Annotated in this window: 14 protein-coding genes; 6 read left to right on the forward strand and 8 right to left on the reverse strand. The window is 70.4% G+C overall.

Annotation, left to right across the window (positions count from 1 at the left end; all coding sequences use genetic code 11):
* Positions 1 to 29: 29 nt before the first annotated feature.
* Both ACFWJX_RS24160 and nth read right to left on the reverse strand, forming a co-directional pair.
* The gene (locus ACFWJX_RS24160) at positions 30 to 725 is read right to left on the reverse strand and encodes an NUDIX hydrolase (RefSeq protein WP_383246748.1); all 696 of its coding nucleotides are present in this window, start codon (positions 723 to 725) and stop codon (positions 30 to 32) included.
* A gap of 81 nt (positions 726 to 806) precedes the next feature.
* On the reverse strand, positions 807 to 1,769 hold the full coding sequence (gene nth, locus ACFWJX_RS24165; protein ID WP_383247103.1) for an endonuclease III: 963 nt from the start codon (positions 1,767 to 1,769) through the stop codon (positions 807 to 809).
* A gap of 274 nt (positions 1,770 to 2,043) precedes the next feature.
* Here nth and ACFWJX_RS24170 point away from each other — a divergent pair, with 274 nt between their 5' ends.
* Positions 2,044 to 2,718 (forward strand): Crp/Fnr family transcriptional regulator, encoded by a 675-nt coding sequence (locus tag ACFWJX_RS24170; RefSeq protein ID WP_020129286.1) that lies wholly within the window; start codon positions 2,044 to 2,046, stop codon positions 2,716 to 2,718.
* 169 nt (positions 2,719 to 2,887) lie between these two features.
* Entirely contained in the window at positions 2,888 to 3,703 is an 816-nt protein-coding gene (locus ACFWJX_RS24175; protein ID WP_383246751.1) for a nucleotidyltransferase domain-containing protein, read from the forward strand.
* 10 nt (positions 3,704 to 3,713) lie between these two features.
* On the opposite strand, the gene ACFWJX_RS24180 is transcribed toward ACFWJX_RS24175, so the two are convergent.
* From ACFWJX_RS24180 to ACFWJX_RS24195, 4 genes are all read right to left on the reverse strand, one after another.
* On the reverse strand, positions 3,714 to 4,544 hold the full coding sequence (locus ACFWJX_RS24180) for an MBL fold metallo-hydrolase (RefSeq protein WP_383246754.1): 831 nt from the start codon (positions 4,542 to 4,544) through the stop codon (positions 3,714 to 3,716).
* Positions 4,541 to 5,410, reverse strand: a complete 870-nt coding sequence (locus ACFWJX_RS24185) for an NUDIX hydrolase (protein WP_383246757.1) — start codon at positions 5,408 to 5,410, stop codon at positions 4,541 to 4,543. Before ACFWJX_RS24185 ends, ACFWJX_RS24180 begins: the two co-directional genes overlap by 4 nt.
* Before the next feature lie 105 nt (positions 5,411 to 5,515).
* Positions 5,516 to 5,980, reverse strand: coding sequence for a RidA family protein (locus ACFWJX_RS24190; protein WP_383246760.1), 465 nt, complete (start codon positions 5,978 to 5,980; stop codon positions 5,516 to 5,518).
* Positions 5,977 to 6,135 (reverse strand): DUF4177 domain-containing protein, encoded by a 159-nt coding sequence (locus tag ACFWJX_RS24195; RefSeq protein WP_073492664.1) that lies wholly within the window; start codon positions 6,133 to 6,135, stop codon positions 5,977 to 5,979. The genes ACFWJX_RS24190 and ACFWJX_RS24195 overlap by 4 nt, the downstream gene beginning before the upstream one ends.
* Before the next feature lie 117 nt (positions 6,136 to 6,252).
* Here ACFWJX_RS24195 and ACFWJX_RS24200 point away from each other — a divergent pair, with 117 nt between their 5' ends.
* On the forward strand, positions 6,253 to 7,230 hold the full coding sequence (locus ACFWJX_RS24200; RefSeq protein WP_383246763.1) for an ArsA family ATPase: 978 nt from the start codon (positions 6,253 to 6,255) through the stop codon (positions 7,228 to 7,230).
* Positions 7,227 to 8,567, forward strand: a complete 1,341-nt coding sequence (locus tag ACFWJX_RS24205; RefSeq protein WP_383246766.1) for an ArsA family ATPase — start codon at positions 7,227 to 7,229, stop codon at positions 8,565 to 8,567. The genes ACFWJX_RS24200 and ACFWJX_RS24205 overlap by 4 nt, the downstream gene beginning before the upstream one ends.
* 14 nt (positions 8,568 to 8,581) lie before the next feature.
* On the opposite strand, the gene wblA is transcribed toward ACFWJX_RS24205, so the two are convergent.
* Complete coding sequence (wblA, locus tag ACFWJX_RS24210) at positions 8,582 to 8,920, reverse strand: transcriptional regulator WblA (RefSeq protein ID WP_190046553.1); 339 nt, start codon at positions 8,918 to 8,920, stop codon at positions 8,582 to 8,584.
* A gap of 408 nt (positions 8,921 to 9,328) precedes the next feature.
* Between wblA and ACFWJX_RS24215 the strand changes: the two genes are divergently transcribed.
* A complete protein-coding gene (locus tag ACFWJX_RS24215; RefSeq protein ID WP_383246769.1) occupies positions 9,329 to 11,605 on the forward strand; it encodes a transglycosylase domain-containing protein in 2,277 nt (758 codons plus the stop codon).
* 184 nt (positions 11,606 to 11,789) lie between these two features.
* On the opposite strand, the gene ACFWJX_RS24220 is transcribed toward ACFWJX_RS24215, so the two are convergent.
* Positions 11,790 to 12,254 carry a GatB/YqeY domain-containing protein gene (locus ACFWJX_RS24220; RefSeq protein ID WP_381187837.1) on the reverse strand — a complete coding sequence of 155 codons (465 nt, stop codon included), beginning with the start codon at positions 12,252 to 12,254 and terminating at the stop codon, positions 11,790 to 11,792.
* 141 nt (positions 12,255 to 12,395) lie between these two features.
* On the opposite strand from ACFWJX_RS24220, the gene ACFWJX_RS24225 reads away from it, so the two are divergent.
* On the forward strand, positions 12,396 to 13,322 hold the full coding sequence (locus tag ACFWJX_RS24225; RefSeq protein WP_383246773.1) for a metallophosphoesterase: 927 nt from the start codon (positions 12,396 to 12,398) through the stop codon (positions 13,320 to 13,322).
* The last annotated feature ends 4 nt before the right edge of the window (positions 13,323 to 13,326 follow it).

Consider the following 13,326-nt stretch of genomic DNA (forward strand, 5'->3'; position numbering starts at 1 on the left):
CGGGTACACACAGCACGGACGACACCCTGTCACGACCGCCAGTCGAGTGGCACCAGCTTCTCGCGGTCCCAGGGGCGCTCCCAGCCCGCGTAGTGCAGGAGGCGGTCGATCACGCCGGCGGTGAAGCCCCACACAAGGGCGGATTCGACCAGGAATGCCGGGCCTCGGTGGCCGCTGGGGTGGTACGTCGTGGCGCGGTTGGCGGGATCCGTGAGATCCGCCACGGGGACCGTGAACACCCGGGCCGTCTCGTTCGGATCGACCACGCCGACCGGACTCGGCTCGCGCCACCAGCCCAGCACGGGGGTCACGACGAACCCGCTGACCGGGATGTACAGCTTGGGCAGCACACCGAACAGCTGGACGCCCGCCGGGTCCAGGCCGGTCTCCTCCTCGGCCTCGCGCAGGGCGGCCCTCAGCGGGCCGTCGCCATGCGGATCGCCGTCCTGCGGGTCGAGGGCGCCGCCGGGGAAGGACGGCTGCCCGGCGTGCGAGCGCAGGGAGCTGGCGCGCTCCATGAGCAGCAGCTCGGGGCCGCGCTCGCCCTCGCCGAAGAGGATCAGGACGGCCGACTGCCTGCCCCCGCCGTCCTCCGGGGGCAGGAAACGGCTCAACTGCACCGGCTGCACCGTCTCAGCGGCGTCCACCACCGGCTCCAGCCAGTCCGGCAGCCCTTCTTTACTGAGGGCCACCGCCCCGCCCTGCGTGTCACTCGCGCGCGTCATCGCCACACCATCCCCCGCTCTGCCTGCTCCAACGCCCGAACGGGCGGGGATCGTTCCGGCTCGGCGGGGCTTCACCCTGCCTCATCCCGCCCCCAGTGGGGGAGCGGGCCGGCCACCCGCGTCCAGGTAGGCCTGGGGCGGGTTCAGCCGTTGGCCGGGGAAGCCGCCCTTCTCGTACTTCAGGAGCTTCTTCGCCTTCTCGGGGTCCGTCTCTCCCTCGCCGTACGCCGGGCAGAGCGGGGCGATGGGGCAGGCGCCGCAGGCGGGCTTGCGGGCGTGGCAGATACGGCGGCCGTGGAAGATCACGTGGTGCGAGAGCATCGTCCACTCGCTCTTGGGAAAGAGCGCACCGACGGCGGCCTCGATCTTGTCCGGCTCGGTCGCCTCCGTCCACTGCCAGCGCCGTACGAGCCGCTGGAAGTGGGTGTCCACGGTGATTCCCGGTCGCCCGAACGCGTTGCCCAGGACCACGAAGGCGGTCTTGCGGCCGACGCCGGGAAGCTTCACCAGGTCTTCCAGGCGCCCGGGGACCTCGCCGTCGAACTGCTCGACCAGGGCCCTGGAGAGCCCTATCACCGACTTGGTCTTGGCGCGGAAGAAGCCGGTCGGGCGCAGGATCTCCTCGACGTCCTCCGGGTTGGCGGCGGCCAGGTCCTCGGGGGTGGGGTACTTCGCGAAGAGGGCGGGGGTGGTCTGGTTGACCCGGAGGTCGGTGGTCTGGGCGGACAGGACCGTGGCGACCACCAGTTGGAAGGGGTTCTCGAAGTCCAGCTCGGGGTGGGCGTAGGGGTAGACCTCGGCCAGCTCGCGGTTGATCCGGCGGGCGCGCCGGACGAGGGCGGTGCGGGACTCGTTCCTGGGCGGCTTCGGTGGCTTGAGGGACGTCACGGCGGCAGCATCGGCCTTCTTCGCCGGGGCCACCTTCTTGACGGCCGCCTTCTTGACCGCCGCCGGCTTCACGGCAGCCGTACCCTTCGCAGCCGCAGTCGCCTTCTTCACGGCTTTCGCCCTCTTCCCATCACCACCGGAGCCCTGTTCGCCCACAGCGGAATCGCGACGTACAACCACCCGCCCAGCCCCCTTGGCCTGTGCTCTCACCGGCTATTTGGACACCCGGCCAGCCTAAAGCCCGGCACCGACATCCGCCCCGGACCCTGAAGATCAGCCCCGATTGGACCCCTGCCGCTTACCCCGGGACACGTGTGCGGCATCCTTGTGACAGATCACACTGTTTGGACCGTCCGGCAAAATGGGGAACACGGACCCCTGGCACACGGGGGAGCAAGATCCCCTGAGCAGGTCGACAAGGAGAGAACTCGTGGACGACGTCCTCCGGCGCAACCCGCTCTTCGCGGCACTCGACGACGAGCAGGCCGCGGAGCTCCGCGCCTCCATGAGCGAGGTGACGCTCGCCCGTGGCGACTCCCTGTTCCACGAGGGAGACCCCGGCGACCGGCTCTACGTCGTCACCGAGGGCAAGGTCAAGCTCCACCGCACGTCTCCGGACGGCCGCGAGAACATGCTGGCGGTGGTCGGCCCCAGCGAGCTGATCGGCGAGCTGTCGCTGTTCGACCCGGGCCCGCGGACGGCCACCGCCACCGCGCTGACCGAGGTGAAGCTGCTCGGCCTCGGCCACGGCGACCTCCAGCCCTGGCTCAACGCCCGTCCCGAGGTGGCCACAGCGCTCCTGCGCGCCGTCGCCCGGCGCCTGCGCAAGACCAACGACGCCATGTCCGACCTGGTCTTCTCCGATGTTCCCGGCCGTGTCGCGCGCGCCCTGCTGGACCTCTCCCGCCGCTTCGGCGTGCAGTCCGAGGAAGGCATCCACGTCGTCCACGACCTCACGCAGGAGGAGCTGGCCCAGCTGGTCGGCGCGTCCCGCGAGACGGTGAACAAGGCGCTGGCGGACTTCGCGCAGCGCGGGTGGCTCCGCCTGGAGGCACGCGCGGTCATCCTGCTGGACGTGGAGCGACTGGCCAAGCGGTCTCGCTAGCCGCCGGCTTGGCCGAGGGGGCGTTGGAGTAGGTGTTGCTGGGGGCTGCCGCCCCCAGGCCCCCGCTCTCGGCCTGGACGGCCTCGTCCTCGAACGCCGGACGGGCTGTCCGTCCTCACCGGCACGAAAATGGCGAGCCCTGTCGTCGTCCCCGTTGCACAGTGGCCCCATGACCGAACACCGCCCGGGGCTCGACGACCAGGGGTACATCGCGCGCGAAGGGTCCCTCGCGCGCGTGCCGCACTTTTTCCGTCCTGTCGTCGCCGCGGCGCGTGACCGGTTGCCGGACGTGTTCGGGGCGCGGCTGCACAGCGCGTATCTGTACGGGTCGCTTCCTCGTGGCACCGCGCGCGTGGGGCGCAGCGACCTGGATCTCCTGGTCGCGCTGCGCGAGGAGCCCACCGAGGCGGACCGGGCGGGAGCCCGCGCCCTGGGTGAGGCGCTCGACAAGGAGTACCCGCAGATCGACGGGGTCGGCACGCTGCTGTACGGCCGTGCGCGGCTGCTGAGCGATGTGGAGACGCACGACCTGGGCTGGTTCGTGGCGTGTCTGTGCACGCCGCTGCTCGGCGAGGACCTGGCCGGGCACCTGCCTCGCTACCGGCCCGGCTCCCTGCTCGCCCGGGAGACCAACGGCGATCTCGCTCTGTTCCTCGTCCGCTGGCGCACCCGCATCGCCGAGGCCGAGGACACCGACGCGGCCCGGCTGCCACTGGTCCGGTTCATGTCCCGGCACCTCGTGCGCACCGCCTTCACCTTGGTCATGCCCCGCTGGAACGGCTGGACGAGCGACCTGCACGAGATGGCGGAGGCCTTCGCCGCGTACTACCCCGCGCGCGCGGAACAGCTCCGCACGGCGGCCGTACGCGGCTACGAACCGACCGGGGACGTGGACGTCCTGCGCGAGTACGTCGACGATCTCGGGCCCTGGCTCGCGGAGGAGTACGCGCGCGTGCACGGCGTGAAGGCACCCCGGCCGGACTGAGGGAGCGGGACTAGATGAGGCCGTGCTCCTGGAGGTACTCCAGCTGCGCCCGTACCGACAGCTCCGCCGCCGGCCACAAGGAGCGGTCCACGTCGGCGTAGACGTGGGCGACGACCTCGGCAGGCTCGCGGAAGCCGTCCTCCACCGCCGTCTCGACCTGGGCGAGGCGGTGGGCGCGGTGGGCGAGGTAGAACTCGACGACGCCCTGGGCGTCCTCCAGAACGGGTCCGTGGCCCGGCAGCACCGTGTGGACACCGTCGTCGACCGTGAGGGACCTGAGCCGCCGCAGGGAGTCCAGGTAGTCGCCCAGGCGGCCGTCGGGGTGCGCCACGACGGTCGTACCGCGGCCGAGGATCGTGTCGCCGGTCAGGACCGCGCGGTCGGCCGGCAGGTGGAAGCAGAGGGAATCGGCGGTGTGGCCCGGCGTCGGTACGACCCGCAGTTCCAGGCCGCCGACCGTGATCAGGTCACCGGCGGCCAGGCCCTCGTCGCCCAGGCGCAGCGCCGGGTCCAGGGCGCGCACCTTCGTGCCGGTCAGCTCGGCGAAGCGGGCGGCGCCCTCGGCGTGGTCGGGGTGGCCGTGGGTGAGCAGGGTCAGGGCGACGCGCTTGCCGGCCTTCCCTGCGGTGTCGACGACCGCGCGCAGGTGAGCCTCGTCCAGGGGGCCCGGGTCGATCACGACGGCCAGGTCCGAGTCGGGCTCGGAGACGAGCCAGGTGTTCGTGCCGTCCAGGGTCATCGCGGAGGCGTTGGGCGCGAGGACGTTGACCGCGCGCGGGGTGGCGGGGCCCGACAGGACTCCGCCGCGGGGCTGGCCGGGCAGGGCGGCTGCGTCGGTCATGCGGGGCCTCCACCGGCCGGGATGTGCTTGGTGAACTCGTCGTGTCCCGGCCAGGACAGCACGACCTCGCCGTCCACGAGGCGGGCCCGCGCCAGGACCGGGGTGAGATCGCGCGCGGGTGCGGCGGCCAGGGCCTCGGCGGCCGTGCCGTACGGGAGCAGTTGGCGCAGGGTCGCGATCGTGGGCGGCATCATCAGCAACTCACCCTCGTCGTACGAGGCCGCCGCGTCGGCGGGCCGGATCCAGACCGTGCGGTCGGCCTCCGTGGAGGCGTTGCGGGTGCGCTGGCCCTCGGGGAGCACGGCGACGAAGAACCAGGTGTCGTAGCGGCGGGGCTCGAACTCCGGGGTGATCCAGCGCGTCCAGGCGCCCAGCAGGTCGGAGCGCAGCACCAGCCCTCGTCGGTCGAGGAACTCCGCGAAGGACGTCTCGCGGGCGACGAGAGCGGCCCGGTCGGCCTCCCAGTCGTCGCCGGTGGTGTCGCCGACGACGGAGCCGGGGGTCGGCCCGGCGAGCAGCACGCCGGCCTCCTCGTACGTCTCCCGTACGGCCGCGCAGACGACCGCCTGGGCCGCCGTCTCGTCGACGCCGAGCCGCTCGGCCCACCACGTGCGCGGGGGGCCCGCCCAGCGCACGTGCCGGTCGTCGTCGCGCGGGTCGACTCCCCCGCCCGGATACGCGTACGCGCCTCCGGCGAAGGCCATGGAGGCGCGTCTGCGCAGCATGTGGATGACGGGGCCGCTGCCGGCGTCCTTCAGGAGCATCACCGTGGCCGCGCGCTTCGGGGCGACCGGGGTGAGCGTGCCGTCCGCGAGCGCACGGATACGCTCCGGCCAGTCCGGTGGAAACCACTGCCCATTCGCCATGGCCGGAGGCTATCCCGTGATGCGCGAATGTTCGAGAGGTGCCCGAGGTCAGGGGGTACGCCGGTGGGAAGCCCCCTGCCGTCCGGAGTCCACCGGCCCCGTCGGCTACTCGGCCAGTTCGACCTGGATCTCCACCTCGACCGGCGAGTCCAGGGGCAGTACGGCGACGCCCACCGCGCTGCGCGCGTGCACACCCTTGTCGCCGAGGACCTCGCCCAGCAGCTCGCTCGCGCCGTTGAGGACGGCGGGCTGGCCGGTGAAGTCGGAGGCCGACGCCACGAAGCCGACGACCTTCACCACGCGCGCGATGCGGTCCAGGTCGCCCGCGACCGACTTGACGGCGGCCAGGGCGTTCAGGGCACAGGTGCGGGCCAGGTCCTTGGCCTCGGCAGGGGTGACCTCGGCGCCGACCTTGCCGGTGACCGGGAGCTTGCCGTCCACCATCGGCAGTTGGCCGGACGTGTACACGTACCGGCCGGACTGCACGGCCGGCTGGTAGGCCGCGAGGGGCGGGACGACCGCGGGCAGGGTCAGGCCCAGCTCGGCGAGCCGCGCCTCGACCGCGCTCACGCCCTTTCCCGCTTCAGGTAGGCGACGAGCTGCTCGGGGTTGTTCGGGCCGGGCACGACCTGGACGAGCTCCCAGCCGTCCTCGCCCCAGGTGTCCAGAATCTGCTTCGTGGCATGGACGAGCAGCGGCACGGTTGCGTATTCCCACTTGGTCATGGGCCGACTTTATCCGCTGTGACGGCGAGGGTCCGTCCCCGGCCATGTGGCCGATCGGACACCGGTTATCCACAGCCTGCCGATTGACTCGCGCGCCGACTGGTTACGCTCGAAGACGTGAGCAGGCTCCAGGTCGTCAGCGGCAAGGGCGGGACCGGAAAGACCACGGTCGCCGCCGCTCTCGCGTTGGCTCTCGCGACCGAGGGGAAGCGGACGCTTCTCGTCGAGGTCGAGGGACGCCAGGGCATCGCGCAGCTCTTCGAGACGGAAGCGCTGCCTTATGAGGAGCGGAAGATCGCCGTCGCTCCCGGGGGCGGGGAGGTGTATGCCCTGGCGATCGACCCAGAACTGGCCCTTCTGGACTACCTCCAGATGTTCTACAAACTGGGCAGCGCCGGCCGGGCCCTGAAGAAGCTCGGCGCGATCGACTTCGCCACCACCGTCGCGCCCGGCCTGAGGGACGTACTCCTCACCGGCAAGGCGTGCGAGGCGGTGCGCAGGAAAGACAAGAGTGGGCGGTTCGTGTACGACTACGTCGTCATGGACGCCCCGCCCACGGGCCGAGTGACCCGCTTCCTGAACGTGAACGACGAGGTCGCGGGCCTCGCCAAGATCGGCCCGATACACAATCAGGCACAGGCCGTGATGCGGGTGCTGAAGTCCCCGGAGACGGCCGTGCACCTGGTGACGCTGCTGGAGGAGATGCCCGTCCAGGAGACCGCCGACGGCATCGCGGAACTGCGGGCCGCGCGGCTGCCGGTGGGGCGGGTCGTCGTCAACATGGTCCGGCCCGAGGTGTTGGACCCGGACGGGCTGGAACTCGTCAGGACGGTGGCGCGTTCCTCTGTTGCGCGGTCGCTGTCCGCCGCGGGACTGGGCGGGGCGCGCCGGGGCGGGCACGCCGAGCGGCTGGTGGACCCGCTCCTGACCCAGGCCGACGAGTACGCCGAGCGGTATGCGCTGGAGCACGAGCAGCGTGCCGTACTGGGCGAGCTGGGTCTGCCGTTGCATGAACTGCCGCTGCTCGCCGAGGGCGTGGACCTCGCGGGCCTGTACGAACTCGCCAGCGAGCTGCGGAAGCAGGGGATGTCATGAGTGCGGACAAGGCTCCGGCCCAGGAGGGCACCCGCCGTCTCTCCCCCGCGCGCACGCTGGACGTCGATCCGCTGCTCGACGATCCGGGGACCCGCATCGTGGTGTGCTGCGGTTCGGGCGGGGTCGGCAAGACGACGACCGCGGCGGCGCTGGGCCTCAGGGCGGCCGAGCGTGGCCGCAAGGTGGTCGTCCTCACCATCGACCCGGCGCGCCGCCTCGCGCAGTCCATGGGCATCGATTCCCTCGACAACACGCCCCGCCGTGTGAAGGGCGTCGAGGGGGACGGCGAACTGCACGCGATGATGCTCGACATGAAGCGCACCTTCGACGAGGTCGTCGAGGCGCACGCGGACGCCGAGCGGGCGGCCACGATCCTGTCGAACCCCTTCTACCAGTCGCTCTCCGCGGGCTTCGCCGGCACCCAGGAATACATGGCGATGGAGAAGCTGGGGCAGCTGCGGGCACGGGACGAGTGGGACCTGATCGTCGTCGACACGCCGCCGTCCCGCTCCGCGCTGGACTTCCTGGACGCGCCCAAGCGGCTCGGGTCGTTCCTGGACGGGCGGCTGATCCGGCTGCTGACGGCCCCGGCCAAGCTGGGCGGCCGCGCCGGCATGAAGTTCCTCAACGTCGGGATGTCGATGATGACCGGCACCCTCGGCAAACTCCTCGGCGGCCAACTGCTCAAGGACGTCCAGACGTTCGTGGCCGCGATGGACACGACCTTCGGCGGTTTCCGCACGCGCGCGGACGCCACGTACAGGCTCCTCCAGGCGCCCGGTACGTCGTTCCTCGTGGTGGCGGCGCCCGAGCGGGACGCGCTGCGGGAAGCCGCGTACTTCGTGGAGCGGCTGGCCGCCGAGGAGATGCCGCTGGCCGGGCTGGTCCTCAACCGGGTTCACGGCAGCGGCGCCGCCCAGCTGTCCGCCGAGCGGGCACTCGCCGCCGCCGAAAATCTTGAAGAACCCCGCATTGTGGATCAGGACAGCGGGAAAGCTGGACTTCGTAACTCTCCCGACACGTATGGCAGTTCAGAAGCAGCCGCTCCTGGAACACCGGCCGCCGACAGTGACACCGCCGGCGGCTCCCCCACCGGCCCCGATCCGGAGCGATCCGCCGACCAGCTCACCGCAGGCCTGTTGAGGCTGCACGCCGATCGTATGCACCTGCTCTCTCGCGAGCAGCGCACACGGGACCGCTTCGCCTTGCTGCACCCCGAGGTGGCCGTGGCCGAAGTGGCCGCACTTCCCGGCGACGTACACGACCTGGCGGGGTTGCGGGACATCGGCAACCGGCTCGCGGCCAACCGGCCGGAGCTGCCCGAGGCGGAGGCCTGAGGGGACGGACCCCCTCAGCTCACCGCCGCGTAGTTCTCGTACACCTGGTCATCGTCGAGCGGCACGATGCCCGCTCCGCGCTCGTACTCCGAGCGCGCGGTCTCCAGGAGCCGACGCCAGGAGGTCACGGTCGGCCGCCTGCGCAGCAGTGCGCGGCGCTCGCGCTCCGTCATGCCTCCCCACACGCCGAACTCGACGCGGTTGTCGAGCGCGTCCGCCAGGCACTCGGTCCGCACCGGGCATCCGGTGCACACCGCCTTGGCCCTGTTCTGCGCTGCTCCCTGAACAAACAGTTCATCCGGATCGGTAGTGCGGCAGGCGGCCTGCGCACTCCAGTCGGTTACCCAGCCCATACCGGCGCCGTCCTCTCCCGAATCGAGGCTCCCCCACGGCGGCAGCGGCATATTCACCGCCGCCAGTTGAGGACGTTACGGAAGGTGGGCACAGCGCAACACCCCCTTCGGGCCCAATCTTGAATGGCCCGAACGGACTATGCGTAAGCGGCAGATCACCCGGGGGAGTGAGCCTGCGACATGTGCGAAACATCCCGGCAAATCAGGACGGTTTCCTTGAGTCACAACGGACACCGGGTGACACACAAGGCGGATTCGGACACGCTCTCACCAAGAAAGTGAGGAACCTCCGGAACGATTCGGGGTCGCCGGACGTATTGATACGTAGCCCTGCTGCTGTGACAGTTGAGAGCAGCTTAGGCCAAGGCATTGACGCGTGTCCGGCGAATGAGAACGTAGGCTGCCCTCATGCCAAAGAAGAGCTCCGGCGGTGGTCTGACGGCGACCCAGCAGGCCGCCAAGTTCCTCGGTGTCAGTGTGCTCGCGGGAGCCGTGCTGGCCGGCATCGCGCTGCCCGCGGTCGGCGCACTGGGCCTGGCCGCGAAGGGTTCGGTGGAGTCCTTCGACGAACTCCCGGCCAACCTCAAGACGCCGCCGCTGAGCCAGCGCACCACGATCCTCGACGCCGAGGGCGACCAGATCGCCACGGTCTACTCCCGTGACCGCACGGTCGTCGACCTCAAGAACATCTCGCCGTACATGCAGAAGGCGATCGTCGCGATCGAGGACTCGCGCTTCTACCAGCACGGCGCGGTGGACCTGAAGGGCGTCCTGCGCGCCCTGAACAAGAACGCGCAGAGCGGCGGTGTCTCCGAGGGCGCCTCGACGCTCACCCAGCAGTACGTGAAGAACGTCTTCGTCGAGGAGGCCGGTGACGACCCGACGAAGGTCGCGCAGGCCACCCAGCAGACCATCGGCCGCAAGATCCGCGAACTGAAGTACGCGATCCAGGTCGAGGAGGAGCTGGGCAAGAAGAAGATCCTCGAGAACTACCTGAACATCACCTTCTTCGGTCAGCAGGCCTACGGCGTCGAGGCCGCCTCCCAGCGGTACTTCTCCAAACACGCCAAGGACCTGACCCTCGCCGAGTCGGCCCTGCTGGCCGGCATCGTCCAGTCGCCCAGCCGGTACGACCCCGTCAACGACGAGGCCGAGGCCGTCAAGCGCCGTAACGTCGTGCTGGAGCGCATGGCCGAGGTCGGCGACATCTCGCAGGCCGAGGCGGACAAGGCGAAGGAGGCCCCGCTGGGCCTCAAGGTCACCCAGCCGAAGAACGGCTGCATCACGGCCGTGCAGGGCGCCAGCTTCTTCTGCAAGTACGTCGAGCGGGTCTTCCTCAGCGACCCGGTCTTCGGCAAGACGAAGGAAGAGCGCGCCAAGGTCTGGAACCGGGGCGGCCTGACCATCCGGACGACGCTCGACCCGCAGGCCCAGGCGTCCGTGCAGGACTCGCTGAAGGACCACGTCTACAAGTCGGACAAGGTGGCCGCGGCCGCCACGCTCGTCGAGCCCGGCACCGGCAAGATCCTCGGGATGGGCCAGTCGAAGCCGTACGGCTACGGCAAGAACGAGACCGAGTACAACTTCTCGGTCGACGCCTCGATGGGCGGGTCGAACTTCGGCTTCCCGACCGGTTCGACGTTCAAGCCGTTCGTCGCCGCGGCCGCGTTGGAGCAGGGCAAGCCGCCGACGCAGTCGTACCCCGCGCCGTACAAGATGCCGTACCCGCAGCAGGTGCAGACGTGCAGCGGGAAGCCCTGGGTCAACACCAACAACGAGACGCTCGAGAACGAGGCGGAGTCCGAGGTCGGGCCGTACGCGCTCAGGGAGGCCATGGAGCTGTCGGTCAACACCTACTTCGTGCAGATGCTCGGCGACATCGGCATGTGCCCCGTGGTGAAGATGACCGACGCCCTCGGCGTCGTCCAGGGCAACGGCGACAAGGTGCCCGAGGTGCCGTCCTCGATGACCCTCGGTTCGACCGGCCTCTCGCCGCTGACGATGGCAAGCGCGTACGCCGCCTTCGCCAGCCGCGGCATGTACTGCACGCCGGTCGCCATCGAGTCGATCACCCAGACCGTCGGTGGCGAGAAGAAGTCGCTGGAGGTCCCGAAGTCGACCTGCTCGCGTGCGATGAGCGAGAAGACCGCCGACAGCATCAACACGCTGCTGAGCGGAGTGGTCGACTCCGGTACGGGCAAGGAGGCCGGCCTCTCGGGCGGCCGCGCGAACGCCGGTAAGACGGGTACGACGGACGAGCGCAAGAACGCCTGGTTCGTCGGCTACACGCCGAACCTGTCGGGCGCGGTCTGGGTCGGCAGCGCCTCCCAGAAGGTCAAGATGACCAACATCTCCATCGGCGGCACCTACCACGCCCAGGTCTACGGCGGTGACACTCCCGGCCCGATCTGGCGGGACGCCATGACCGGCGCGCTGGAGGGCAAGGAGGCTCCCCCCTTCAACCTCATCAGCATCCCGAGCGGCGAGAAGGACCCCAAGGAGGACGACCGCGACGACAACGGCCGCGGCGACGACGACGGGAACAACGGCGACGAGGGCTTCATCGGCGGCCTCGTCGACGGCGGCACGACGGGCGACACCAACGGCGGCATCACCCTCCCGGACAACCTGTTCCAGGGGCAGGGCAATGGCGGCGGCGGCAATGGCGGTGGTGGGCGGGGCTGAGGCCCCCCCGTTTACCGGTTCGCGCCCTACACGGTCAACGGCCCCCGTCTCCCCTTCCAGGGGGACGGGGGCCGTTTCTGTTGCTGCTGGGCGCGGGGCCGTATGTATGTCCTGGCGTCGCAGCCGGTCTGGTCGGTCCGATCGGCCCGGTCAGCGGTCAGCGCGGCCAGCCCGCTCAGCCCGGTCAGCCCGCGAGGGACTTCTTGACCACGGCGGCGACGCGGCCGCCCTCCGCCAGCCCTGCCACCTTCGGGTTCACGATCTTCATGACGGCGCCCATCGCCCGCGGCCCCTCGGCACCGGCCGCCTTCGCCTCCGCGACGGCCTGGGCGACGATGGCCTCCAGCTCGTCGTCGCCGAGCTGCTTGGGCAGGTACGTGGCGAGGATCTCGCCCTCCGCCTTCTCCCGCTCTGCCGACTCGGCGCGACCACCCTGCGCGAAGGCGTCCGCCGCCTCGCGGCGCTTCTTCGCCTCGCGGGTGATCACCTTCTGCACCTCGTCGTCGGAGAGCTCGCGCTTGGTCTTGCCCGCGACCTCTTCCTTCGTGATCGCGGTGAGGGTCAGCCGGAGCGTGGAGGAGCGGAGCTCGTCGCGCTCCTTGATCGCAGCGTTGAGGTCTTCCTTGAGCTTCGACTTGAGCGTGGTCATGGGTTTGATTGTCGCAGGTGCGCACGGAACGACGCCCCTTCATTTAAGGGGCGGCACGTCAGGGACAACTGAGGGGCGGCTCAGGGACGTTCCAGGGACGGTGGGGTCCTGGCCGCCGACCGGGTCTGACACGATGGTCGTATGCGCGCGCGATACGGAGTACCTCTGTCCATCGCGGCGGCTGGCGCCGCCGGTCTGGTGTACTCGGCGGGTTTCGAGGCCCGCTCCTTCCGTCTCCGGAGGGTGACGGTCCCCGTCCTCCCCGCCGGGATGCGGCCCCTGCGCGTGTTGCAGGTCTCCGACATCCACATGGTGAGCGGCCAGCGCAAGAAGCAGCGCTGGCTGCGCTCGCTGGCCGGCCTGCGCCCCGACTTCGTGATCAACACGGGCGACAACCTGTCCGACCCGGAGGGCGTCCCCGAGGTCCTCGACGCGCTCGGCCCGCTGATGGACCTCCCCGGCGCGTACGTCTTCGGCTCCAACGACTACTACGGCCCCAAGCTGCGCAACCCCGCCCGCTATCTGTTCGAGAAGGCCCAGGGCCGGCACGGGCTGAACGGCAACGCGCCCGCGGTCGGCGTCGTCCACAACCCGTGGGAGGACCTGCGTGACGGCTTCGACGGCGCGGGCTGGGTCAACCTGACGAACACGCGCGGCACGCTGAAGGTCGAGGGCGTGTCGGTGGAGCTGACAGGACTGGACGACCCGCACATCAAGCGGGACCGGTACGCGCAGGTGGCCGGTGGTCCGTCGGAGACGGCGGACTTCTCGATGGGCGTCGTGCACGCGCCGTACCTCCGCGTCCTGGACGCGTACACGGCGGACGGCTACCCCCTGATCCTGGCGGGCCACACGCACGGCGGCCAGCTGTGCATCCCCTTCTACGGCGCCCTCGTCACCAACTGCGACCTGGACACGGACCGGGTGAAGGGCCTGTCCACGCACACGGCGGACGACCACACGGCGTACCTGCACGTGTCGGCGGGCTGCGGTACGAACCGCTACACGCCGGTGCGGTTCGCGTGTCCGCCAGAGGTGACGTTGTTGACGTTGGTGGGGAAGGAGTAGAGGC

Source organism: Streptomyces sp. NPDC058335, assembly GCF_042723915.1.
GTDB lineage: Bacteria > Actinomycetota > Actinomycetes > Streptomycetales > Streptomycetaceae > Streptomyces.

Coding starts and splice junctions, on each gene's coding strand:
- ACFWJX_RS24160 (WP_383246748.1), bottom strand. CDS start 725: ATGACGCGCGCGAGTGACACGCAGGGCGGGGCGGTGGCCCTCAGTAAA.
- ACFWJX_RS24175 (WP_383246751.1), top strand. CDS start 2,888: ATGACCGAACACCGCCCGGGGCTCGACGACCAGGGGTACATCGCGCGC.
- ACFWJX_RS24180 (WP_383246754.1), bottom strand. CDS start 4,544: ATGACCGACGCAGCCGCCCTGCCCGGCCAGCCCCGCGGCGGAGTCCTG.
- ACFWJX_RS24185 (WP_383246757.1), bottom strand. CDS start 5,410: ATGGCGAATGGGCAGTGGTTTCCACCGGACTGGCCGGAGCGTATCCGT.
- ACFWJX_RS24195 (WP_073492664.1), bottom strand. CDS start 6,135: ATGACCAAGTGGGAATACGCAACCGTGCCGCTGCTCGTCCATGCCACG.
- ACFWJX_RS24205 (WP_383246766.1), top strand. CDS start 7,227: ATGAGTGCGGACAAGGCTCCGGCCCAGGAGGGCACCCGCCGTCTCTCC.
- wblA (WP_190046553.1), bottom strand. CDS start 8,920: ATGGGCTGGGTAACCGACTGGAGTGCGCAGGCCGCCTGCCGCACTACC.
- ACFWJX_RS24215 (WP_383246769.1), top strand. CDS start 9,329: ATGCCAAAGAAGAGCTCCGGCGGTGGTCTGACGGCGACCCAGCAGGCC.
- ACFWJX_RS24220 (WP_381187837.1), bottom strand. CDS start 12,254: ATGACCACGCTCAAGTCGAAGCTCAAGGAAGACCTCAACGCTGCGATC.
- ACFWJX_RS24225 (WP_383246773.1), top strand. CDS start 12,396: ATGCGCGCGCGATACGGAGTACCTCTGTCCATCGCGGCGGCTGGCGCC.